Below are 25216 nucleotides of genomic sequence, written 5' to 3' on the forward strand. Positions count from 1 at the left end.
CAGGTTAAACCATCCTAGAATGGCTTAAATGGAAATTTAAATCCGCCTTTTTTCCCTTTTGATCCTTTTGGATTCATGCCTGTCATTTGTTTCATCATTTTTTTCATGTCTTCAAATTGCTTTAATAAGCGGTTGATTTCAGTAACAGGACGCCCGCAGCCTTTAGCAATTCTTCGTTTGCGGTTCGCATTTAGAATTTCAGGATTATTCTTTTCGGCTTTTGTCATCGATTGAATAATAGCTTCAACATGGGCAATCTGTTTTTCATCAATCTGCAGATTATTCAAACCTTTGATTTTGTTTGCCCCCGGCATCATCTTTAATAATTCATCAAGAGGGCCTAGATTCCGAACTTGGCCGAGCTGATCCAAGAAGTCTTCCAGCGTAAACGTCGCTGTCCGCATTTTCTGTTCAAGTTCTTTCGCCTTTTGTTCGTCGACATTTGCCTGTGCTTTTTCAATGAGTGTCAGCACATCGCCCATACCTAATATCCTTGATGCCATTCGTTCTGGGTAAAATGGTTCCAATGCATCCATTTTCTCGCCTAGACCGACAAATTTAATCGGTGTTTGCGTGACGGCGCGAATGGAGAGTGCAGCACCACCCCTTGTATCACCATCAAGCTTCGTCAAAACAACCCCGGTTAAACCAAGCTGTTCATTGAAACTTTGAGCAACATTAACAGCATCCTGACCTGTCATAGCATCAACAACAAGGAAGATTTCATCCGGTTTAGTAAGTTCTTTAATATCCTTTAACTCACCCATTAAGGCTTCATCAACGTGAAGTCGTCCGGCTGTATCAATCAAGACATAGTCATGGTGGTCTTCTTTTGCTTTGGCTATTGCCTGCTTTGCAATTTCAACCGGACTCACTTGATCACCAAGGGAGAAAACCGGCATATCCAGCTGTTTTCCAAGAGTTTGAAGCTGCTTAATTGCGGCTGGACGATAGATGTCGGCTGCAACAAGCAGCGGACTGCGATTATACTTCTTACGAAGCAAAAGCGACAGCTTACCAGTTGTTGTCGTTTTACCGGCACCCTGCAAGCCCACCATCATAATTACAGTTGGCGGACGGTTCGATGCGGCGATCTTGCTTTGCTCTCCTCCCATTAATGCAGTTAATTCCTCATTAACGATTTTAATGATCTGCTGTCCTGGAGTTAAGCTCTGCAATACCTCTTGCCCAACGGCGCGTTCACTGACTTTTTTCACAAAATCTTTGACGACCTTAAAGTTAACGTCTGCCTCAAGTAAGGCAAGCCGCACTTCTCGCATCATTTCTTTTACGTCCGCTTCCGAGACCTTCCCTTTTCCGCGGATTTTCTGGATTGTATTCTGCAGTCGGTCGGCTAATCCTTCAAACGCCATGCGTGCCGCCTCCTAATCTAATTTCTCAAGCTCAGTAACCATTTCTAACATTGCCTGCTTTGAAGGGTTTTCTTCTTTAAGCAATTCTTTCACATGTCTTAACAGATTTGAGCGCTCTTGAAATTTCTGAAATAATAACAGCTTTTCCTCATACTCCTCAAGCATTGCTTCCGTCCGCTTTATATTATCATAAACGGCCTGACGGCTTACATCATACTCTTCGGCAATTTCACCTAATGAGTAATCATCTAAGTAATAGAGGGACATATAGCTTTGCTGCTTTGGCGTTAACAACGAATAATAAAAATCATAGAGATAGTTCATTCGTGTCGTCTTTTCAAGCATCATGCGGTTTCCCCTCCTGATACCTTTGTTAAGTGAAAAGCCTTTACAAAGTAAGTTTACAAGGTTAGACATTATCTGTCAAGGAAATACCTTTACATCCTTATTCGGAACTTTCAACCTGGTCAGCGAATAAGCCGTACACGTATTTTTCGGCATCAAATTCCTGGAGATCATCCATTTTTTCTCCAAGTCCAACGAATTTAACGGGGATTTTCAATTCATTGCGGATGGCTAGGACAATACCGCCTTTAGCTGTTCCATCTAGTTTAGAAAGGACAATCCCACTTACATTTGTGGCTTCTTTAAACGTCTTTGCCTGGATCAGGGCATTTTGACCTGTGGTAGCATCAAGCACCAGAATCACTTCATGCGGCGCACCGGGAATTTCTTTTTCGATGACTCGCTTAACCTTTTCAAGTTCCTTCATTAAATTTACTTTATTTTGCAAACGTCCTGCTGTATCGCATAACAAAATATCCACTTTGCGGGATTTAGCCGCTTGGATGGCATCATACATGACCGCAGCGGGGTCAGAGCCCTCCGCCTGCTTAATCACTTCAACCCCCACTCGATCGCCCCATACCTCAAGCTGCTCAATCGCACCAGCCCGGAAGGTATCACCTGCTGCCATCAATACTTTCTTACCTTCACTCTTAAATTTATGTCCAAGTTTGCCAATGGTGGTTGTCTTCCCCACACCGTTAACGCCAACAAACAGAATAACGGTCAGCCCTTCTTCTTGGATGTTAAGGTTTGACGATTGTTCCTCACCGGCATTATAAATCTCGACAAGCTTCTCCGAGATCACACTTTGAACCTCTCTTGGATCTTGGATGTTCTTTCGTTTCACTTCCATCTTAAGCTCATCAATCAGCTGCATAACCGTATCAAAGCCGACATCCGCCTGAATGAGAATTTCCTCTAATTCTTCAAAAAAGTCTTCATCGACTTTACGATACCTGGCAACAAGATCGTTTACTTTTCCGGAAAAATTGTCCCTTGTTTTTGTCAACCCTTCCTTAAACTTTTCTGTTACCGTATCCGCCTGTTTCGTGATTTTTTCTTTTAATTTTTTAAAGAAACTCATCTTTTCACTTCCTACCTTTATGATTCAACTAACTCCTTTGTATCTTCTAAGCGAACAGATACAAGCTTTGAAACACCTGATTCCTGCATCGTGACCCCATAAAGAACATCCGCCTCTTCCATCGTCCCTTTTCGATGTGTAATCACGATGAATTGAGTTTCGGCGCTATATCGTTTTAAATATTGGCTGAAGCGAAAGACATTGGCTTCATCCAAGGCAGCTTCCACTTCATCAAGAATACAGAACGGAACAGGACGAACCTTTAAGATGGAAAATAACAAGGCAATGGCTGTTAAGGCACGCTCTCCACCTGATAATAACCCAAGGTTCTGTAGTTTTTTCCCAGGAGGCTGGGCGACGATTTCCACGCCTGTATTCAATAAATCTTGTGGTACTGTCAAGACTAAATCCGCTCGTCCCCCGCCGAAAAGGGCACGGAATGTTGGTTCGAAATGTTCCCGGATCCCTTCAAAGGTTTGTTCAAACCGTTTTTTCATTTCTATATCCATTTCCTCAATGACTTGGAAAAGGGTGTCTTTTGCTTCTTGGAGGTCTGTTTTTTGTTCGTTTAAGAACTCGTACCGTTCTGAGACTCGTTCATATTCCTCAATAGCACCTATATTGACATTCCCAAGTTCTTCGATAGCAAGCTTGATTAGTTTGACCTTTTTCCTTGCTTCATCAATTGGAACCATTAATGGATACTGTTCCTTAGCCCCTTCAAACGATAAAAGATATTCTTCCCTTAAGTGACTGAGACGATTTTCAAGTTCGACATCCAAACGGTTAATTTTTACTTCCTCATCCTTTAAGACTACAATCATTCCTTTATGGAGTCTCTTAAGCTCTTTCGCCTCTAGCTCTGCATCATCCAAGGATTCTTGCAGTGATAACCGTTCCTGCCTTCTTGCAGTAATTAACTGTAAGGTAGCCTCCTTGTCTTGCTGCTTACGCTTTGCAGCTGCCTCGATTTGTTCTGCTCCTGATGAACTGCTCGTCATTTCTGATGTTAATAAGTCAAGGTCTTCCGTATAGATTGTTAGCTTCTGCTCGCTCTCTAATAAATCTTCGTTTATCAAAGAAAAGCGATCTTTCGCATTTGTATATTGCTCGTTTTTGGAAGCAAACTCAACCTTCAATTCATTAATTTCGGTTGTTAGGGTTTCTTTTGATGTTAGATTTATTGTTTTTTGTTCCGTAAGTTTAATAATCTGCGCATCAAGGTTATCGATTGTAACTTTATACTTTGCTACTGCTTCTGATAATTCTAATTTCCTCTTTACTAATGTTTCTTTTTCATCTGTAAATTGTCCTTTTTCAAGGTCGTAAATTGCTAAGCGTTCATTGATATTTTTTTCACCCAGTTCTGCCTCCCGGAGGTCTCCCTTCACCGATTGCTCATGAAGTCTCAATTGCTCACCGGACTGACGAATCTTATCAAGCTGAACCTCTGAGCTTTGCCATTCTTCTTTTAATGTCTTAACTACACGCTCTAAGTCGGTTGTTTTTTCTTCCATTACTACGAGCTTTTCTTTTAAATTCTCAAGCTCACCTTTCCTTGTTAACAAGGAAGATGATTTTTGTTTTGTGGCACCACCTGTCATCGATCCGCCAGGATTAACGATATCACCATCCAATGTTACCAGCCTCGAGCGGTACTGAAGGATTTTCGCCAACTCATTAGCACCCTTAAGGTCTCTCGTAATGACCACATTACCAAGAAGGTTATTCATCACCTCAGCATACTTTGGGTCAAATGTAACAAGATGAACGGCTGGTCCAATTAAAGACGGGTGGTTTTGAATCGCTGACAGCTGCGCCGAAGATAAGGACCTTCCTTTTATGACACTTAACGGTAAAAAGGTAGCGCGCCCAAAAGAATGCTGTTTTAAATATTGAATAGCTGTTCTTGCATTTTGCTCGGTGTCAACCACAATATGCTGAAGTGCACCGCCAAATGCGGTTTCAAGTGCGGTTTCATATTCTTTCGGAACCGTTACGAGCTCGGCAACAGCCCCCTCAATTCCCTTTAGTTTATTCTCGCGTGCCTTAAGCACTTCCTTGACCCCTTGGAAAAAGCCTGCGTAGTCTTCTTCCATCTCCTCGAGTAATTCTTTTCTCGACTTAGCTTGTTGAAGAAGCTGATATGCTTGATACAACGTCTTTTCTTGCTTTTGGTAATTATTTTTTACCGACTCAAGCTTCCGCTGCTGTTCACGAAAGGTTTCAACTTGTTCAGCTAAATTCGTTTGGATTTCTTCTAAGCCAGCCAGAATTTTTTCTTTTTTACCTAAGGCAATGTGACGTTCTTGAAGATATTTTTCATTCTCCGCATCCAGACGTGAGCTTTTTCTATCCTGTTGCTCCAATTGTTGGTCAATGTATTTTATTTCATTTTTAGCACCGGCTTGATCATTCAACAGATCGATATATTCACTTTTTAAGCTTTCTATTTTTTCTTCTATATTTTCCGTAAATAATTGCAATTTCCCCTGTTTTTCTTTAAGCTCTACCTGCAATTTTCTTACCTGTTCGCCCAACACAGCATACGTTTCAGACTGTAGATCGCGATTTTTCTTCAGCTGGCTGATTCGCTCAGTAAATTCAGCAATATTTACTTTTAATTGTTCTTTATTCTGGGCTGCATTTTTCTTACGTTCCTTTAGAACTTCTTTCCGTCCTTCTAACTTTTCCAGATCCTCGCTCGCATGTAGAAGAACGTTTTGCAAGTCAGTTATCGATTCATCTAATGCGGAAATCTTATCCCTTGTTTCCACAATCTTTGCTTCTTTTACTTGAAGTCCAGAGGAAAGCTTCAGCTCTTCCTGCTGATGTTCCTCCAGCAATTTTGACAGGTTTTCCCACGCACGATGCAGATCCTCAATTTCAAATACCGTAAGAGCAACCTCGATTTTTTCAAGTTCTTCTTTTTTCTCTAAAAAATCTTTTGCCATTGAGCTTTGAATTTTAAGTGGTTCCACTTGGCTTTCAAGTTCGTGTAAAATATCATTCACCCTGTTTAAATTATCCTGGGTTTCAAATAATTTTACCTCTGCTTTTTTCTTGCGATTTTTATATTTTAATACACCAGCAGCCTCTTCAAAGATGGTACGGCGGTCTTCTGCTTTACTGTTCAATATTTCTTCGACTTTTCCTTGGCTAATGATGGAAAATGCTTCTCTGCCAAGACCAGAATCCATAAATAAATCAATGATGTCCTTGAGCCGGCAATGTTGTTTATTGATATAAAATTCACTCTCACCAGAGCGGGAGATCCTTCTTGTCACACTAACTTCATGAAAATCCAGCCCCAAACCCTGGTTAGTATTGTCCAATGTAAGTGTTACTTCAGCATAATTAAGGGCCTTTCTGGAATCGCTTCCAGCAAAAATAATATCTTCCATTTTGCTGCCTCTAAGAGACTTGGCAGATTGTTCACCTAAAACCCAGCGGATGGCATCAGTGATATTACTTTTCCCACTGCCATTTGGACCCACCACAGCTGTTACTCCCGGGACAAAATCGACTTCAATGCGTTCAGCGAATGATTTAAAGCCAATAATGTCCAACCGTTTTAAAAACATTTCATTATCCTCCCTATGTTGCATCGGGATTTCTCCTGCATACATTTGTCATTTCTAGGTTGTCTTTGCTTTTAATACGCCAAGTGCCATTTGAGCAGCATGCTGTTCCGCTTCTTTCTTGGACTTTCCTGTTCCAACCCCTAATTCTTCACCATTTAAGGATACCTTTGAAACAAATTCCTTATTATGGGCAGGGCCTTTTTCCTGCAGTACACGATATTCAATCATGCCGGTCCCATCCCGTTGAATGAGTTCCTGCAATTGGCTTTTAAAATCCATCACATGAGAAAAAGCACCAGCATTTATTTTAGGAAAGACAACTTTTTCAAGAAATTCAATCACTTTTTCAATTCCCTGATCCAAATATAAAGCCCCAATGTATGCCTCAAAAACGTCGGCAAGTAAAGCTGGACGCTCCCGGCCTCCCGTCATTTCCTCGCCTTTGCCAAGCAAAATAAGTTTCCCAAATTCGAGCTCATTGGCAAAAGCTACAAGAGATGGCTCACAAACGATAGCGGCACGTAATTTCGTCAATTCGCCTTCAGTCATCATAGGATATTTTTTGAAGAGGAATTGGGAAACCGTAAGTTCGAGGACAGCATCTCCTAAAAACTCAAGTCTTTCATTATCTTCGAAAGGCTTTCTGCGATGCTCATTCACATAGGATGAATGAGTAAAGGCTTGTTTTAATAATTTTTCATTATCAATCTTAAATCCGATAGTATCCTGAAAATCTTTAAAAAGATTTTCTTTTGCGCGATTATTAAACTCTTTTTCCTTATTGTTCCTGCGCATAAAGTCTCCACCTTGCATGTAATTTACCAACTTCCCAACTAAATGTTTAAAAAAGTTTCTTTAAATACGCAAAGAAACTTGGCAGCACCTAAAGAGCTGCCAAGTTCTATTTTACAGAATAAAGCTCCGTTTGGAAACGGAGCTTTACGAATTATTCAAACGAGATTACTTAATGCTATTTATGTAATTAACAGCATCACCAACTGTGTTGATTTTTTCAGCATCATCGTCAGAAATCTCCATATCGAACTCATCTTCTAATTCCATCACTAGTTCAACTACGTCAAGGGAATCAGCGCCAAGATCATCTTTAAATGAAGCTTCAAGCTTAACTTGAGATTCATCAACGCCTAAGCGGTCAACGATGATTTTTGTAACACGTTCTAATACCTCTGCCATGCCTGTTCACCTCCCCTCAAGCTATTATAGAGTATTTCAAAAAAATAATATACCATGTTTTTTATTACAATTACATTACCATACCGCCATCGATGTGTAGAGTCTGCCCTGTGATATAGGATGCATCATCGGAAGCAAGAAATGCCGTCATTTTTGCGATATCCTTAGGTTCTCCTAAACGTGCCAAAGGAATTTGCTTTAACATTTCTGCCTTTACTTCAGCAGATAATTTATCCGTCATATCTGTCGTAATGAAACCTGGAGCAATCGCATTAACCGTAATATTTCTCGACGCTAACTCTTTAGCAGTGGTTTTAGTTAAACCAATTACACCCGCCTTAGCAGCCACGTAGTTTGCTTGCCCCGGGTTTCCACTTACCCCAACAATGGAAGCAATATTAATAATTCGACCCACCCGCTGTTTCATCATCTGCCTAGTAACTGCTTTGGTACAAAGGAAAACGCCTTTTAGGTTAATGTTAAGGACATCATCCCATTCTTCTTCCTTCATCCTCATTAACAAATTATCCCTTGTAATTCCCGCGTTATTGACGAGAATGTCAAGCTTACCGAACTGTTCAATTGCAGCCTTTACCATTTCTGTTACCTCTTCGGTATTTGCCACATTACATTTTATGGCAATTGCATCCCTGCCAAGTGCCTTTATTTCATCAACTACTTCATTTGCTTTCGCTTCACTGCCTGAGAAATTAACGGCTACATTTGCACCTTGTCTGGCAAGTTCGTGGGCGATTTCTCTGCCAATTCCTCGAGATGCACCTGTTACAAGGGCAGCTTTCCCAACTAAATTCATATCTTCTCCTCCTTTAACGCATCAATGACTGCCTGTGCGCTTTCCTCATCAGATACCGAATATATTTTAACCGTCTTATCAATTTTTTTAATTAAGCCTGAAAGAACTTTTCCCGGACCAATTTCAATGAATGTATCCACACCTAGGGCAATCATTTTCATGACGGAATCTTCCCATAATACGGGGGAGTAAAGTTGTTCAATTAACTTGTCCTTGATTTCCGACGCAGAGCTTACGGGTTCGGCAGTAACATTTATAACGACAGGAATAGCAGCATCGTTCATTTCCAGTCCATCCAGTACCCCAAGCAATTGTTCTGCTGCAGGTCGCATTAATGTCGAGTGAAAAGGTCCGCTTACATCTAATGGCAGAACTCTTTTTGCACCAGCTTCTTTCGCCTTTGCCCCCGCTAGCTCGACTCCTTTTCTCGAACCAGAAATGACAATTTGCCCTGGAGAGTTCAAATTCGCTAAAGATACCGGAAAACCGGATTCACTAACTTCATTGGTTACCGTCAAAAGAGGGTCACGGTCAAGTCCTAAGACAGCTGCCATTGAACCTTCACCATTCGGAACGGCGTTTTCCATAAACTCTCCCCGTTTTCTTACGGCATATACGCCATCTTCAAACGAGATTACACCTGCTGCCACAAGGGCTGTATATTCCCCTAAACTATGGCCCGCGACAAAGTCGGCTTTGATCCCTGATTTTTGAAAGAAATCTAATAGCGCGATACTTGTTGTTAATAAAGCAGGCTGTGTATTATAAGTTACCGTCAATTCTTCTTTTGGCCCTTCAAAGATTAGCTGACTTAACGGGATCTCTAGCCTCTTATCAGCCTTAACAAAGTATTCCATTACTTCTGCGTGTTTCTCAGCTATGTCCTTACCCATCCCTACAGCCTGTGAACCTTGTCCAGGAAACACAAATGCAATTTTATTCATTGTTACACCCCTTAACGTTCCATATTAACAGTATTAGCGTCTTCAACGGTATGTGTAATTAAACCTACAACATCATTACTTACCATTTCTCTTGTTTGTCTGATAGCACTATAGATGGATTGCCCATTGGATGAGCCATGTGCTTTAATAACCGGTGCCTTTAACCCGAATAGGGCAGCCCCACCATATTCAGAGTAGTCCATCGTATTTTTCAATGTCATTAGATTCGGCTTCAGTACGGCCGCAGCTAATTTACTTGTAAAACTGCTCATTAAAGCGGTTTTTAACATTTTAAACATCGACAGTGCCGTACCTTCGATTGTTTTTAACACCATATTTCCTGTAAATCCATCGGTTACGACAACATCTGCAACACCTTCAAGCAAGTCTCTTGCTTCCACATTGCCAATAAAATTTATATCGGCAGTTTTTAATAGTTCAAAGGCGTTTCTGGTTAATTCGTTCCCTTTCTTTTCTTCCGTTCCAATATTTAAAAGTCCCACTCTCGGCCTTTCAATCCCTCTAACCTGTTTACTGTAAATGGAACCCATAATGGCATTTTGCAGAAGATGTTCCGGCTTTGCATCTGCATTTGCGCCAACATCCAAAAGCAGAAATCCTTCCCCGCCAATGGTCGGCAGTGTTGGTGCTAACGCAGGCCGGTCGATTCCTTCAATTCTTCCAACCACGAATAGTCCCGCAGCCATTAATGCCCCTGTATTCCCGGCAGAGATACAAGCATCAGCTGCTCCATCTGCTACTTGCTGTGCTGCTAAAACCATTGAAGCCGTTTTTTTGCGGCGAACTGCCTTTACAGGTTCGTCAGTACCAAGAATCACTTCCGTTGTATGTAAAACTGTAATTCTATCATGACTTGTTAGCGTTTCATTAATTTTATTTTCGTCCCCAACAAGTGTAATATGTATATCAGAAAAAGCCCGAACAGCTTTCATTGCACCTAATACGATTTCCTTAGGAGCATTGTCTCCACCCATAGCATCGATTGCAAGTTTCATTCATCTCATCCTTTAGCGATTTTTCGAATGGTACATTTCCAATTCTCCGGTAAAAACAAGTTCATTATTCACGAAACTACTCACTTCGACAAATGTTCTGCTGGCATTATCATCGATTTTTGTTACTCTTGCTTTCGCAATAACCCGCTCATTTAATTTGACCGAACGAATAAATTGGATATTTGCTTTTGCTGTTAGTGCCAATTCATCATTAATAATGGCTACTGCAAGTGAATTCGCCTGAGCAAATACATGATGACCCCTGGCAATTTTATTTCGCTTAAAGACATGTTCTTCTTTTACATCAAAAATGGAAATGGCACTCTGGTCTAATTCTATATCAATTATTTCCCCAATAACTTCATCAAGCGGTAATGAGCGGACTTCATCTTCAAAACGTTTTTCTGCGACAGTTTTGATCCGTTCCCGGAGTTCCGGAATCGATAATTCCAAACGATCAAGACGAATCGTCTGGACACTCACCTGAAATTTCCCCGCAAGATCCTCGTCTGTTATAAAGGGATTATCTTTAATGGTAGTAGTTAATAGGCGTTGACGTTCCTTTTTACTTCTTCTCATGATTTTTCACACCGTCCGAGATCTTATGACTAGGTACTAAGAGTAGTATAAAATTTAAAAAAGCAGATTGCAAGATAAATTTCGACATCTGCAATCTGCTTTTCTTGCATAGTATTCTTTTAAAAAATGTTTTTGGTCGTTTAGTCCAGCTTTTCCCCTTCTAAAACACCAGATTTTTCAAGGGTTTTTCTTAAATTTAGGTATTCAGGGGCAGTCCAAAAGGTTTCCGACTGAATCAACATGGCAGCGTCATTCCTCGCTGTTTCAAGCGCACGATAATCATGAACCATATCAGCAACCTTAAATTCGGGAACACCGCTTTGTTTTTTTCCAAAAAAGTCGCCCGGCCCCCTTAGTTCCAGATCCTTTTCACTTAGAACAAAGCCATCGTTTGTTTCTGTCATAATCCTCATTCGCTCTTGACCAACTTCTGATTTTGGACTTGCCAGTAAAATGCAGTATGATTGATCGCTCCCACGACCGACACGTCCCCGCAGCTGATGCAGCTGGGATAATCCGAACCGTTCGGCATCATAAATCACCATCATCGTTGCATTTGGAACATTCACTCCTACTTCCACAACAGTTGTGGAAACAAGCACCTGCACTTCATTGGTGCTAAATGCCTTCATGACTGTATCCTTTTCTTCTGAAGCTAAGCGGCCATGCATAAGCCCCACTTGATACCGGTTTTGAAAATAGTGGCTTAATGTTGTATGAACATCAATAGCATTTTGCACATCGAGTTTCTCGGACTCCTCAATTAACGGGCAAATGACATACGCTTGATGCCCTTTCATTAATTCTTTTTCAACAAAGGCAAGAACGCGCTCCAGCATTTCCGGTTTGGCCCAGTAAGTCTCAATGGATTTCCTGCCTGCCGGCATCTCGTCAATAATCGAGACATCCATTTCCCCAAAGACTGTAATCGCCAGTGTCCTCGGAATCGGTGTTGCCGTCATAAACAGGACATCTGGATTTTCTCCCTTTTCCCGTAAAACCCTTCGCTGCTCCACTCCGAAGCGATGTTGTTCATCAGTAATAACAAAACCGAGTTTTTTAAACATTACTTCTTCTTGAATAAGGGCATGTGTACCAATTAAGATATCTACCATTCCATCTGCTAGGTCTTGAAGGATTTCTCGTCTCCGTTTCCCTTTTATGGAACTTGTTAAAAGCTCGCATTTTACATTAAATGGTTCTAATAAACCTTTTAATGATTCTGCATGCTGCTCAGCCAAAATTTCAGTAGGAACCATAAGAGCCCCTTGGAAGCCTGCTGTCACACTTGCATACAAGCCAATTGCGGCAACTACCGTTTTCCCGGAACCCACATCACCTTGCAATAGCCGATTCATGCGGTAAGGCGATTTTAATTCCGCCAATACCTCATTTACAACCCTTTTTTGGGCATTCGTTAACGGAAAGGGTAAACTGTCTATAAACTCTTTTAAATTAGCCAAATCGTATTTTTGTATGATGCCAGGGGAATGCTCTCGTTCAAATTTCCGTAATGCTTGCATTTTTAATTGAAACAAGAGGAATTCCTCATAGACAAAACGCCGTCTCGCCTGTTTCACTTCTTCTGGGCTGATTGGAAAATGCATGGTTTTGATGGCCTCATATCGGTTTAAAAGTCGATATTTCTGTATAAAAGTTACCGGAAGCGTCTCTTCAATGAATTGACCATACTGCTGAAAAGCAAGATGAATAAACTTCCGCATTCCCTTAGTCGTTATTTTTCCCTTTAACGAATATACCGGTTCAAAATCTTTTGTTTTCGCATTCGTACCCGTTTGCATTTCATTCGCTGAAATCGTTTGGCGATGGGCATCCCATTTACCTGTTACCGTGATCGTTTCATTGATATTGATTTTATTTTTTAAATATGGCTGGTTAAAGAATACCACTTTAATTAAATAGGATCCTACGAAAAGCCGGAGCATCAGCTTCGATTTCTTCCTTCCATAATAGGTAAGAGAAGGGTCGCTATGTACCTTCCCCTCTACCGTCACCTTTTCATCATGCTGTACTTCTGTTAAATCCTTTAGCGAATAGTCTTCATAACGGTAAGGGAAATATTCCAATAAATCCTGAACCGTAAAGATTTTCATTTCTGCAAGGGCTTCAGCCGTTTCTTCCCCAATTCCCTTTAATGCCGTTACAGAATGGTTTAGATGATCGAACACACTTCTCTCTCCCTTTGCAAAATATTCTATGATATTTATTTCATGTATAAGAACAAAAAAGAAGGGGATGACCCAAAAGTCCCCCTTCTATTTTAGCCGTTCCTTATTCAATTGAAAAGATAAATGAATATAACGGCTGGCCGCCATTATGAATTTCAATTTCTACATCTTCATGATTTTCTTCCACAAAATGAACAAGATTCTTTACTTCCTCTTCGGTCACGTCTTCACCATAGATGATGGTTAAGATTTCGGAATCAGTATCAAGCATTTGTGTTAAAAGATCTTCCGCCACTTTCCCTTTATCTTTATTTTTCACCACGATTTTCCCCTCGGAGATTCCCATGAAATCATCTTTTTCGATTTCTAAGCCATCGATTGAGGTATCGCGGACAGCAAAGGTGATTTGACCGGTTTTCACATGCTGCAGGGCATCCTTCATTGCCGTTTCATTTACGCCAAGATCGGCTGTAGGATTAAATGCAAGCAGTGCAGAGAGTCCTTGCGGAACCGTTTTAGACGGAATCACATAAATCTCTTCATCTGCCACATCTTTAGCCTGTTCTGCAGCCATAATAATGTTTTTATTATTTGGTAAAATAAATACCTTTTTCGCATGAACTTCCTTAACTGCTTTTACGATGTCTTCAGTACTTGGATTCATTGTTTGACCGCCTTCGATAACAGCATTTGCCCCAATGCTCTTAAATAAATCTGCAATGCCAGAACCCATGGAAACCGTGACAATTCCATATTCTTGCAGTTCCTTTGGTGCCTCGGGACGATCAGAATGTAAAGCAGTATGGGTTTCACCAACAATATTTGAATGCTGCTGGCGCATGTTTTCAATCTTCATATTAATTAAGTTACCGTAACGCTGACCGTAGGATAATACTTCACCCGGCTGTTCGGAATGAATATGAACCTTGACCACATCTTCATCGGCAATAACTAATAACGAATCACCTAAATTACTTAAATCATTCCGGAAAACACCTTCATTGAATGGGTGTTTTGCAGTTTTTTCTGCCTCAAACCGCACCATAAATTCTGTACAATAGCCAAATACAATATCCTCGGTATTGATATGACCTTGGACACTTTTATGGTGTTCAGCGCTAACCATTTCTGACATGGAAGGTAGCAGGTCTGATGATTCCGGGAGCTCCTCACCTCTAAGAACGGCAAGAAAACCCTCATAAACGAACACGAGCCCTTGCCCGCCGCTATCAACAACGCCGACTTCCTTTAAAACAGGAAGGAGGTCAGGTGTTCGTTTGAGCGATGCTTTCGCTTCTTTTACTACTTCTTCCATTATGACGATTACATCATCTGAATTTTGGGCAGCCTGAACGCCCTTCTTAGCAGAATCCTTTGCTACTGTTAAGATGGTTCCTTCGACAGGCTTCATGACCGCTTTATAAGCAGTTTCTACTCCTGCTTCTAAGGCTCCGGCAAAATCCTTCCCGGAAATTTTCGCTTTCGCTTCGACTGCTTTAGAAAAGCCGCGGAATAACTGGGAGAGAATAACCCCTGAATTTCCGCGTGCTCCCATAAGTAAGCCTTTAGACAGGGCTATCCCTACTTTACCAATGTGTTCCTGAACGTTATTCTTTACTTCCTTCGCTCCAGAGGTCATTGATAAATTCATATTTGTTCCAGTATCACCGTCGGGCACAGGAAAAACGTTTAACGCATCAACCATTTTTGCATTTGCCGCCAAATGATTGGCACCTTGAATGATCATTTCCGCAAAACGTTTTCCATCTAATGCTGTTATTGACACAAACTTTCCTCCTCACTACGGGTTCGTCACACGAACTCCCTGAACGTAAATATTAACCGAGTCAACGGCAAGTCCAACTGTCTTATCGAGGGTGTATTTAACCTTTGATTGCACGTTGTGGGCAATTTCGGAAATTTTCGTTCCATAGCTGACAATAATGTACATATCGATATGTAATGCCTCATTTTCCTGGCGCACAATCACGCCTCGAGTAAAGTTTTCTTTTCTCAATATTTCTGTAATTCCATCTTTAATCTGGTTCTTAGAGGCCATTCCCACGATTCCATAACATTCGATTGCGGCTCCTCCGGCAATCGTTGCAATTACTTCGTTTGAAATATCAATTTGTCCGTACTGTGTTTTTAATTCAATGGACATGAATCGTTCCCCCTCTTGAAAAATTGCTCCTTGACTACAGTCATTTTACTATAGTCAATCCAATTTTGAAAGTCATACCTTAATTTTTTCGACTTCGAGAAATGTCCAGCTCCAGCTCCTAGCCCTTCGAGGTCACAAACCAATCCGTCCAAAAGGTTAAAAAGCAACCTTTCGGCCGGCTCGTCTTGTGCTTGTCAGGGCTAACCAAGTCGCTTGCGCTTTTCTTGCTTGTCAAGGCTTTTTTCTTGAAAGGTTTAGATAGAAGTATTGCATTCAGATACGTTGTATGATAAATTATTAAAGTATCTCAAGTCTAGAAAATTAGTACAGACAATTTTCTATATCCAGATGAAGCAGCTTAAAAGAGTGCTTTATACAGCTTTTGGTAGTTAAGGAGGGAAATCATTATGCCACGTAAATGTGTAGTAACTGGAAAGAAAACAACAACTGGTAACGCACGTTCTCACGCTATGAACGCTAATAAACGTACATGGGGTGCTAACCTACAAAAAGTACGTATTCTTGTTGATGGAAAGCCTAAGCGTGTTTGGGTTTCTGCAAGAGCGTTAAGATCCGGTAAAGTTGAGCGCGTATAATTAGAAAAGTGGAAGGAGCCTTGATCAGGCTGCTTGCGCTAGACAATAAGAAATGGGCATCCTTTATAAAGGATGTCTTTTCTTTTTATTATTCGCTAAATCAGTCAAATAAAAAGCACCCAAATGGAATGGGTGCAAGCATCTTACTATCTTCTATTCGTTTTTCTTAAATGCACCAATCATCGCTCGGACAAGTCCGCCTAAAAATCTTGGCAGTTTAATTGTATAAAATTTCATAACTGTCCCTCCTCACAAATCTCCCCTGCTTATTCAAATTACTCTACATTTTATTCGAACTGACGAAATCAGTACCTAAAAGTCATGCCTATTAATCGTGACTTCTTATCACTATTAATATGCCTTCGGAAAATGAAAAAGTACCATAATCACTAATAAGTTCATTACTAATACACAGTGTCGACCCAAGTGAAATATGCTGATTTTCCAAGGGGAATTTAAACCCCTTCAGGGTAATTCCGCTGACATCAAGGGTTAAAGGCACAAATGAAATATATTTTTTTGTTTTTATTTTTTCAATGGTATAACTGCCTGGTTCCTTCAAAAAAACAATATTATTTCGATCAATCAAATAGACATTAGTCGAATTCTTTCCTTTTAACGGAACGAGCAAAAGGTGTACATTTGCCAATAAATGATCAAGTCTGCCGCCGGTTGCTCCAAATAGTCTGATCATGCTCGGTTTCTGCTCCAATGCCCAATTTAGCGCAAGCTCCATATCCGTTTCATTCTTTTCTGGATTATAGCGCTTCATCTCTGCCACTTGTCCTTCAATGAACAGTAATTCTTCAGTTGAAACCGAATCGAAATCACCAAATGCAATCTCTGGTTTTATATTTCTTTTTAAAAGATGAAATACACCACGGTCAACACCAACCCAAATAGTGTTGTCCGCAGCATAATCAGTCAAATCAGGCAGTAATTCTACCGGCCCTCCGGCAAGTATATTTATTATCATCGGACATACTCCTTTTTGATAAAGAAAAAGCCAGCTATTATAGCCGGCTTTACCCTCTAATTAGTGAAATGGCTTTTCCATAATCCGGTTGATTATAAATAGCTGAGCCTGCAACGAGTACATTTGCACCAGCATCAATGCATTGTTTCGCAGTTTCCGGATTTACACCGCCATCAATTTCAATCTCAATAGCAAATCCCTTTTGATCCGCCATGTCTTTTACTTTTCTTATTTTCGGCAGAACTTCAGGAATAAACTTCTGACCGCCAAAACCGGGATTGACAGACATTAATAACACCATATCAATATCACCGATTACATGTTGGATAGTTTCTACTGGAGTGGCCGGGTTTAATACTACGCCAGCCTTAATTCCAAAAGATTTGATATTTTGGATGGTACGGTGCAGGTGTCGGCATGCTTCCACATGAACAGTAATATAATCAGCACCAGCCTTTGCAAATGCCTCGAAATATTGATCAGGATTTTCAATCATCAAGTGCACGTCCAGCGGAAGCTTCGTGATTGGACGAATCGCCTCAACAATAAGCGGACCAATCGTGATATTCGGTACAAAATGACCATCCATGACATCAATATGAATGTAGTCAGCTCCCCCTTTTTCTACAGCTATAATCTCTTCCCCCAATTTTGAAAAATCGGCTGAAAGTATGGAAGGTGCTATTTTTACCATTGTTAATACCTCGGCTTTCTATCTTTAATTTCCTGCAGGAAATCCAAATAATGTTCATAACGATATGCGGGGATTTCACCTGATTCAACCGCTGGCTTCACACCGCATTTTGGTTCAGTCACATGTAAGCAGCCCCTAAATTTACAATTTTCACTTGCTTTTTGCAATTCAGGAAAACAATACGTTAAATCTTCAGCATCGATGTTTGTGAACTCTAATGAGCTAAAGCCTGGTGTATCCGCAATCAATCCATTTCCAATCCTAATAAGCTCCACATGTCTTGTCGTATGCTTTCCTCTGCCCAGGTGGGAAGAAATACCATTTGTTTTAAGTTCAAGGTCAGGTCTTAATACATTTAGTAAAGAGGATTTCCCTACACCTGATTGGCCGGCAAAGACCGATATTTTATTTTCTATATGTGGATTTAATAGTTCAATTCCTGCTTCGGTTTCAGATGACGTCAGAATTACCTCATAGCCTGCCCTTTTATATTGCTCAGCATATTCTGAAATCTGTTTCTTTTGATCTTGATTCGTAAGATCCATCTTGGTAATACAGATTAGTGGTTCAATGTGATTAAATTCAACCAATACAAGAAAACGATCCAATAAAACCGTGCTGAAGTCTGGCTCTACAGCTGAAAAAACAAGAATGGCCTGATCTACATTTGCGATTGGCGGCCGGATTAGCTCATTTTTTCGTTCTTTCACTTCTAAAATATACCCTTCCAGATTATTTTCAGCTTGGAATACGACCTCGTCACCTACAAGCGGCGTGATTTTGTTTTTTCGAAAAACGCCTCTTCCTCGACATTGGATTAAGTTCTCATCTTGAAGAACATAATAAAAACCGCTTAGCGCCTTGACAATTTTTCCTTCAGGCATAGCCACACTCCTTGCCATTCGGTGAATTTTCTTTATTCAGCATCGTCATAATTAATTACCTCTTGGGCAATAGTATCGTTCCCAACCATAACTCTATAACCGGCTTTTTTTCCATATGGAATCAGGAGTTCAATTTTTCTATTGGTATTTTCCGTAATCGTAAATGTTTCAGCCGGTTCTGTCATGCTATGATTCATATCCTCAATATAGATGATTACTTCTTGTTTCTGACCAGGTTCACCGGTCATAATTGGTTTATAAGGAATGGTTATCTCCCTGCTGAATTTTTTAGGCGGTTCTTGACCTTTTGAGATAACAACAGTCACCTTATCCCCCTTTACCAATTCCGTTCCCGTAACAGGTGTTTGCGAAATAATCATATTGTCAGGAATCTTTTCATCAAATTTCTCTTCAGCAACCACCAGGTTCAATCCGACCAATGATGCATAATCTTGTGCACCTTTTAAACTGTATTGTGTTAAATCCTTTAAGACAATTTTTTCTGGCCCTTTGCTAACTTCAAACTCTAAGACGGTCTCTTCAGGGACCACTTTATTTCCACCCGATGGATTTTGACTGATAATCGTCCCCGGCTCACTATCATCATTCTTCTCTGTTTTCTTTATATCTTTAAAATTCTGATTGTCAAGCAGACGAATGACATCTTCATATTGTCTCCCCACATAATCAGATAGTTCATATTTTTCTTTTCCTGAACTGACGTATAAGGTAATTTTTGCATTTTCTTTTACCATACTGCCTATTTCAGGAATTGTTTTGATCACTTTTCCCGCTTTAACCTTTTCATCGGTTATTTCAACTTGTTTACCGGCAGCTAATCCTTTTAGCCTTAGTTTAGAAATGGCATCATCGACATTCATACCGCTTATATCCGGTATTTTTACTTCCTTTGGAGTCAGCATTCCAGGTAAAAATAGAAAAGATAATATTCCAAGAATGACAAGAACGAAGAAGGTAGATAGTAAGACCATCGGCCACTTTTTTCTTTTTTTATTATTATTATTTCCTTTTTTTCCATCGTCTTTCAGGTTAGTCGAAGGTTTATCGGTACTATGGACTAATGTTTCATCTAAATTTTTTAACGGATGGTGATCGGTTATAACCGGGATTGCCTTAGTGGCTTCATTATCAATAGGAATCGCAAACTTCGGTTCGTCCATCCTCTCCAAATCTAGTGCTGTTTGTAAATCCTCTTCCATTTCTTCAACACTGTTATAGCGATGAAATGGATCCTTAGCGGTTGCCTTTAAGACAATATTTTCAACACTTTGAGGTATGTTCGGGTTCCATCTTCTTACCGATGGAGTTTCTGATTGGAGATGCTTTAAAGCAATCGAAACCGCTGACTCCCCCGAAAACGGAAGCCTGCCCGTCAATAGCTCAAACATCACAATCCCCAATGAATAAATATCAGACTTCCTATTTGCCATCCCGCCCCTTGCTTGTTCCGGTGATAAATAATGGACAGAACCTAGAACGGAATTGGTTTGTGTAATGCTCGTCGCACTTAGCGCCATGGCAATACCGAAATCTGTGATTTTTACCTTACCATCATGATCAACCAAAATATTATGTGGTTTAATATCACGATGGATAATATGGTTTTGATGGGCATGAGAAATTGCTGATGTAAGCTGTCTCATAATTCTAATTGTATCTTCCACCCTTATAGGTGAATTTTGCTGTATGTATTGTTTAAGAGTCTGTCCATCAACAAATTCCATCACTATATAATATAGATCATTTTCTTCGCCAACATCATAAATATTAACTATATTTGGATGGGTAAGACTTGTCGCTGATTGTGCTTCCCGGCGGAATCTGCGGATGAATTCCTCATCATTTGCGAAATCAAGGCGCAGCATTTTTACTGCTACATCGCGGTCAAGAATCATATCATGGGCTAAGTAGACATTCGCCATGCCACCCCCGCCAATCATTTCCAATATTTTATAGCGACCGCTAATTCTTTTCCCAATCAACATTTATCTTCACCCTCTTTCACTATTATCATCAAACTCTAGTATGATAAGGGTGATGTTGTCTTCTCCACCATTTTCATTTGCTCTGTTAATCAGTGATAAAGCCTTTTGTTCCAGGGTGTCTTCCGAATGCAGAATAGAAATCATCTGATCTTCTTTCACCTTATTCGACAATCCATCAGAACATAATAGAAGGATATCTCCTTCCTCAAAAATGATCGTTTTTGTATCAATTTTTACATCTTGTTCTGTGCCGATTGCACGCAAAATCACATTTTTTCGTGGGTGATGCTCAGCGTCTTCTTTTGTTATTTGCCCTGTACGTACTAATTCATTTACAAGTGTATGATCTTCAGTAAGCTGCTGAAACCCACTATCATTGAAAATATAACAACGGCTGTCACCAACATGAGCAATTGTAGCAAATTGATTGGTTGCAATCACCGCCTCAATGGTTGTCCCCATCCCATCACATTCTTCATGGTTATTTGCATGGTCAAATACCAATTGATTCACTTCAATAATATGTGTTCTAAGCCATTTTTCAGCATCGTCCGCTGTTTTTATACCTTCGGTTTGCTCCCACGATTCTTGCAAGTGGGCAACGCTCATTTTACTTGCCACATCACCGGCTCTGTGACCGCCCATACCATCAGCTACGATGGCTAGGCGGTGACCGTCCTTGTTGACAAACGTTCCACCGCTGTCCTCATTATTTTGCCGTACTCTACCTTGATCTGTTTTATAAACAGCCTTCACTCTCGTCACCTCGTCTCCTCTTTTCGCTCCTTCGCACGAAGTTGTCCACATGCTGCATCAATATCATGACCCTGCTCACGGCGAATTGTCACATTAATCCCACGTTTTTTCAATGTTTTTTCGAATGCAAAAATTTTCTCTTTTGGTGTACGTACATAATCTCTCTCAGGAACATAGTTTACCGGAATTAAATTCACATGACATTTAATTCCTTTTAATAGATCCGCTAATTCCTCCGCATGATCAGTTGAATCATTTACACCACCAAATAGACCATATTCAAAGCTAATTCTTCGACCTGTCTTATCGATATAATATCGCACTGCCTTCATTAAGTCATCAAGTTTATAGGCTTTGTTAATGGGCATTAATTTTGAACGTAATTCCGTATTTGGAGCGTGCAAGGAAATGGCAAAATTTATTTGTGTATTTTCATCCGCGAATTGGTAAATTTTTGGGACAATACCGCTTGTCGATACAGTAATATGGCGAGCACCAATATTCAGTGCTTTGTCATGATTGATGATTTTCAAAAAGGATAACATGTTGTCATAGTTATCGAATGGCTCACCAATCCCCATGATCACCACGGAGTCAACCCGTTCTTGTGTTTCATCAAGCGCCTGCTGAACTTTCACCACTTGGGCGACAATTTCTCCCGCCTCTAAATGTCTTTTTAACCCGCCGAGTGTTGAGGCGCAAAATGTGCAGCCAATCCGGCAGCCAACCTGCGTTGTGACACAAACGGAGTTTCCATAATCATGACGCATGAGCACTGTTTCAATTGAGTAGCCATCTTGAAGCTCAAATAAAAATTTAATCGTACCATCGGAGGATGTTTGTTGGATGGCTGTATTTAAGGTCGTGAATTGAAACTGATTTGATAGCTTATCCCGCAAGCCCTTCGCTATATTGCTCATGTCCTCGAAAGATGTGATTCTTTTTTTATAAAGCCAATCGAAAATTTGTTCTGCACGGAATGGCTTTTCTCCATTCTCTGATAACCAATCCATTAATTCGTGAAGTTCGAGTGAGTAGATTGATTTTTTCTTAATGTCCATGGTTGTGTTCATCTCAGTTGTATTTAATTGTTCCAAAATAGTTATACCTTCTTTCTTAAAGCTGCAATATAGAATCCATCTGACCCAAAATCCTGAGGGAATATTTGGAGCTCAAAGCCGGTAATTAAGGGCTGAACAGCCTCAGGCATCCGGTTTTTGAATGATAAATCCCCTTCGAACTCCGGATTGTTCTCTAAAAATGTCTTTACCGTATTGTCATTCTCTTCCTTATCTACTGTACATGTACTATAAACAAGAATACCGCCTTTTTTCAATAATGGCGCAACAGATGTTAAAAGATTCTGTTGAATATTACTTAACCGATTTAAATCCTTTTCGGTCTTTGTATACTTCATATCAGGCTTCCTTCTCATTACGCCGAGGCCGGAGCACGGTGCATCAAGGAGGATTCGATGGAAGGTTTCATCCTTGAATTTTTCCTGTAAAAGTCTTGAATCCGATACATTTGTTTTTATATTTGATAACCCTAATCGGCGGGCATTATCATTGATTAATTTTACTTTGTGCTGATGAAGATCAACGGAAATTACTTCACCCGTATTTTCCAATTTTTCAGCAATATGCGTGCTTTTACCACCGGGGGCTGCGCAAGCATCGAGGACAAATTCATTTTCCATAGCCCCTAATGCATAGGCGGCAAGCATCGAACTCTCGTCCTGTATCGTTAACATTCCATATTTAAAAGCGATAGTCGAAGCCAAATTTCCCTTTAACGACCTGATTGCCTCCGGAATAATGGGACTTTTTTCGATTTGAAACCCATCTTCTTCTAGAATCGCCACACATTCATCCCTAGAAATCTTTGTCAGATTCACTCTGGCTGTTTGCATTGGTGCTGTTAAATTTATTTCACACATTTCTTTTGTTTTTTCATAGCCAAATTGATTCACCCATCTCGTGACAAGCCATTCAGGGTGACTTGTTTCAAGTGATAATCTCTCAATTGGGTCAGAAACATCACTTAAGGATGGAAGCCCTTCTCTTTGAATGTTTCTTAACACGCCATTTACCAAACTGGCAATTCCTTTATGTCCGCGACTCTTAGCAATTTCCACCGCTTCGTAGATCGCTGCCCGGTCTGGAATTCGATCAAGATAAACCATTTGATAAAGCGTCATCCTTAGCAGATGGTGAATCCAGTTCGCCAGTTTTTTATTATCTTTAATAAATGGTTGTAAAAAGAAGTCAAGTGCCATTCGTCTTTGTAATGTCCCATATGTCAACTCTGTAAGTAAACCGACATCGATTGCGGACAATTCATTTTTTTCAATCACATTATTAAGCAGTAAATTGCTGTACGATTGATTTTTCTCAATCGTTACGAGGGTATCCATAGCGATGGCACGTACATTATTTTTCGTTGAAGTCATCTTATTCTCCTAGCCTTGAGCCTACTGAAATTTTTGAACCCGCACCCCGTAAAAATTGTTCTGCCAGCATCTTTGTTTTTCCAGATGGTTGAAGTTCGATGATTTTTATCGAAGTTTCATTACCGGTGCTTACTGTAAAGCCATCGGAGTCGATTTCAGTAATGGTTCCAGGCTCTTGTCCTTCTATCCCAGTCACCTTTTCAGTTCGCCATATTTTTATTACAGTGCCCTCCATTGTGGTAAAAGCAACCGGCCAAGGATTTAATCCGCGAACATGGTTAAAGATCTCTTCACCCGTTTTTGTCCAGTTGATTTTTTCTTGCTCCCGTTTTATGTTCGCCGCAAATGTTGCTTCCGTTCCATTTTGCGGCTTTGGAGTAAGACTACCTGCTAATAAAGGCGGCAAGGTTTCAGATAATAAACGTGAACCTGCAGCACTTAATTTTTCATGAAGGGTACCCACATTATCGTCTTCAGCGATCGGTACCTCCACACTTGTTAACATATCACCGGCATCTAATTTTTCGACCATATACATGATCGTGACACCGGTTTTCTTTTTCCCTTGCATAATGGCGTAATGGATCGGAGCACCTCCGCGTAGTTCGGGTAACAATGATGCATGTACATTAATACAACCGAATTTGGGTGCATCCAGCAGCTTCTTCGGTAAAATTTGCCCAAATGCGGCAGTAATAATTAAATCGGGATGTAAGGAAAGGATTTTCTCCAGCTCTTCATCTTGACTGATTTTTTCCGGTTGAAAGACGGGGATCCCATGTTTCAAAGCCTCTACCTTCACGGGTGGTGGTGTTAACACTTTTTTTCTTCCTACCGGTCTATCAGGCTGGGTGACAACGCCGATGACTTCATAGCCATCAAGAATGATTTGCCGTAAGACAGGTACGGAAAAATCAGGGGTTCCCATAAAAACAATTTTCGTCATTCACTTTCTACTCCTTTTAACTCATCTTCCTCTAAGTATCTTGATACTTTTGTCGTGAATAAAATACCGTCAAGATGATCGATTTCATGTTGGATTGCCCTGGCTAAAAAACCCTCAGCCTCGAGCGAATATTTTCTGCCTTTACGATCATAGGCTTCAATCTTCACATAGTTTGGTCTTGTTACTTCACCGAAAAGATTTGGAAAGCTTAAACAGCCTTCCGGTCCTGTTTGCTCCCCCGTGGTTTCAATAACCCGTGGGTTGATCATTTCGATTGTTCCCCTAACATCATCGATATCAACAATCGCAATTCTAGCATCAAGCCCAATTTGCGGGGCAGCAAGTCCAACCCCATCATATTCAATCATCGTATCGTACATATCATCAAGTGTTTTTGCTAATCTTTTATCAAACTTCTCCACTGCCTTGCACTTCTGTTCAAGGATGTCGGCTGGGTGGATGACAATTTTGCGTATCGCCAATTCTGTTCCTCCGTTTATGCCATTCTAGTAAATAGGCGGTCTTATTTAATATTATCAGAATTTATATCATTCGACTTTGAGAAATGTCCAGCTCCAGCGCCCTAGCGGCTAGTGTCCTTCGCTCTCCGCCCTACG

24 protein-coding genes are annotated in these 25216 nt (G+C 40.5%); 1 reads left to right on the plus strand and 23 read right to left on the minus strand.

Going from position 1 to position 25216, the window contains the following annotated elements; all coding sequences use genetic code 11:
• Positions 1-14: 14 nt before the first annotated feature.
• The 13 genes from ffh to BABA_RS23600 all read right to left on the minus strand — a co-directional run bounded on the left by ffh (position 15) and on the right by BABA_RS23600 (position 15289).
• Entirely contained in the window at positions 15-1373 is a 1359-nt protein-coding gene (gene ffh / locus BABA_RS23540) for a signal recognition particle protein (protein WP_007087772.1), read from the minus strand.
• A gap of 12 nt (positions 1374-1385) precedes the next feature.
• Complete coding sequence (locus BABA_RS23545) at positions 1386-1718, minus strand: putative DNA-binding protein (RefSeq protein WP_007087773.1); 333 nt, start codon at positions 1716-1718, stop codon at positions 1386-1388.
• Between the two features lie 100 nt (positions 1719-1818).
• Positions 1819-2805: a signal recognition particle-docking protein FtsY gene (gene ftsY / locus BABA_RS23550; RefSeq protein ID WP_007087774.1), complete on the minus strand. Its 987-nt coding sequence runs from the start codon at positions 2803-2805 to the stop codon at positions 1819-1821.
• A 17-nt stretch (positions 2806-2822) separates the two neighbouring features.
• The gene (gene smc / locus BABA_RS23555; protein WP_007087775.1) at positions 2823-6389 is read right to left on the minus strand and encodes a chromosome segregation protein SMC; all 3567 of its coding nucleotides are present in this window, start codon (positions 6387-6389) and stop codon (positions 2823-2825) included.
• A gap of 54 nt (positions 6390-6443) precedes the next feature.
• On the minus strand, positions 6444-7184 hold the full coding sequence (gene rnc, locus BABA_RS23560) for a ribonuclease III (RefSeq protein ID WP_007087776.1): 741 nt from the start codon (positions 7182-7184) through the stop codon (positions 6444-6446).
• 165 nt (positions 7185-7349) lie between these two features.
• Positions 7350-7583: an acyl carrier protein gene (gene acpP / locus BABA_RS23565; protein ID WP_007087777.1), complete on the minus strand. Its 234-nt coding sequence runs from the start codon at positions 7581-7583 to the stop codon at positions 7350-7352.
• 70 nt (positions 7584-7653) lie between these two features.
• Positions 7654-8397, minus strand: coding sequence for a 3-oxoacyl-[acyl-carrier-protein] reductase (fabG, locus tag BABA_RS23570; protein WP_007087778.1), 744 nt, complete (start codon positions 8395-8397; stop codon positions 7654-7656).
• Positions 8394-9341, minus strand: a complete 948-nt coding sequence (fabD, locus tag BABA_RS23575) for an ACP S-malonyltransferase (protein ID WP_007087779.1) — start codon at positions 9339-9341, stop codon at positions 8394-8396. The genes fabG and fabD overlap by 4 nt, the downstream gene beginning before the upstream one ends.
• 11 nt (positions 9342-9352) lie before the next feature.
• Positions 9353-10357, minus strand: a complete 1005-nt coding sequence (gene plsX, locus BABA_RS23580) for a phosphate acyltransferase PlsX (RefSeq protein WP_007087780.1) — start codon at positions 10355-10357, stop codon at positions 9353-9355.
• A gap of 12 nt (positions 10358-10369) precedes the next feature.
• Complete coding sequence (gene fapR / locus BABA_RS23585) at positions 10370-10936, minus strand: transcription factor FapR (protein ID WP_007087781.1); 567 nt, start codon at positions 10934-10936, stop codon at positions 10370-10372.
• A 140-nt stretch (positions 10937-11076) separates the two neighbouring features.
• Positions 11077-13125: an ATP-dependent DNA helicase RecG gene (recG, locus tag BABA_RS23590; RefSeq protein WP_007087782.1), complete on the minus strand. Its 2049-nt coding sequence runs from the start codon at positions 13123-13125 to the stop codon at positions 11077-11079.
• A gap of 103 nt (positions 13126-13228) precedes the next feature.
• Complete coding sequence (locus BABA_RS23595) at positions 13229-14911, minus strand: DAK2 domain-containing protein (protein ID WP_007087783.1); 1683 nt, start codon at positions 14909-14911, stop codon at positions 13229-13231.
• 15 nt (positions 14912-14926) lie between these two features.
• Complete coding sequence (locus tag BABA_RS23600; protein ID WP_007087784.1) at positions 14927-15289, minus strand: Asp23/Gls24 family envelope stress response protein; 363 nt, start codon at positions 15287-15289, stop codon at positions 14927-14929.
• Between the two features lie 407 nt (positions 15290-15696).
• Here BABA_RS23600 and rpmB point away from each other — a divergent pair, with 407 nt between their 5' ends.
• Entirely contained in the window at positions 15697-15885 is a 189-nt protein-coding gene (gene rpmB / locus BABA_RS23605; protein WP_007087786.1) for a 50S ribosomal protein L28, read from the plus strand.
• Between the two features lie 153 nt (positions 15886-16038).
• Here rpmB and spoVM read toward each other — a convergent pair whose 3' ends face one another.
• From spoVM to def, 10 genes are all read right to left on the minus strand, one after another.
• Entirely contained in the window at positions 16039-16122 is an 84-nt protein-coding gene (gene spoVM / locus BABA_RS23610) for a stage V sporulation protein SpoVM (protein ID WP_007087787.1), read from the minus strand.
• Positions 16123-16213: 91 nt separating this feature from the next.
• The gene (locus BABA_RS23615; RefSeq protein WP_007087788.1) at positions 16214-16861 is read right to left on the minus strand and encodes a thiamine diphosphokinase; all 648 of its coding nucleotides are present in this window, start codon (positions 16859-16861) and stop codon (positions 16214-16216) included.
• Positions 16862-16910: 49 nt separating this feature from the next.
• Positions 16911-17555, minus strand: coding sequence for a ribulose-phosphate 3-epimerase (gene rpe / locus BABA_RS23620; protein WP_007087789.1), 645 nt, complete (start codon positions 17553-17555; stop codon positions 16911-16913).
• Positions 17556-17557: 2 nt separating this feature from the next.
• On the minus strand, positions 17558-18439 hold the full coding sequence (gene rsgA / locus BABA_RS23625; RefSeq protein ID WP_007087790.1) for a ribosome small subunit-dependent GTPase A: 882 nt from the start codon (positions 18437-18439) through the stop codon (positions 17558-17560).
• Between the two features lie 32 nt (positions 18440-18471).
• Positions 18472-20445, minus strand: a complete 1974-nt coding sequence (pknB, locus tag BABA_RS23630) for a Stk1 family PASTA domain-containing Ser/Thr kinase (RefSeq protein WP_007087791.1) — start codon at positions 20443-20445, stop codon at positions 18472-18474.
• 6 nt (positions 20446-20451) lie between these two features.
• Entirely contained in the window at positions 20452-21201 is a 750-nt protein-coding gene (locus BABA_RS23635) for a Stp1/IreP family PP2C-type Ser/Thr phosphatase (RefSeq protein ID WP_007087792.1), read from the minus strand.
• Between the two features lie 5 nt (positions 21202-21206).
• A complete protein-coding gene (gene rlmN / locus BABA_RS23640; protein WP_007087793.1) occupies positions 21207-22298 on the minus strand; it encodes a dual-specificity RNA methyltransferase RlmN in 1092 nt (363 codons plus the stop codon).
• Between the two features lie 5 nt (positions 22299-22303).
• Positions 22304-23653, minus strand: coding sequence for a 16S rRNA (cytosine(967)-C(5))-methyltransferase RsmB (gene rsmB, locus BABA_RS23645; protein ID WP_007087794.1), 1350 nt, complete (start codon positions 23651-23653; stop codon positions 22304-22306).
• A gap of 1 nt (position 23654) precedes the next feature.
• Positions 23655-24599: a methionyl-tRNA formyltransferase gene (gene fmt, locus BABA_RS23650; RefSeq protein ID WP_007087795.1), complete on the minus strand. Its 945-nt coding sequence runs from the start codon at positions 24597-24599 to the stop codon at positions 23655-23657.
• Positions 24596-25081, minus strand: coding sequence for a peptide deformylase (gene def, locus BABA_RS23655; RefSeq protein WP_007087796.1), 486 nt, complete (start codon positions 25079-25081; stop codon positions 24596-24598). The genes fmt and def overlap by 4 nt, the downstream gene beginning before the upstream one ends.
• Between the last annotated feature and the right edge of the window lie 135 nt (positions 25082-25216).

The organism is Neobacillus bataviensis LMG 21833 (genome assembly GCF_000307875.1).
GTDB classification, from domain to species: domain Bacteria; phylum Bacillota; class Bacilli; order Bacillales; family Cytobacillaceae; genus Neobacillus; species Neobacillus bataviensis.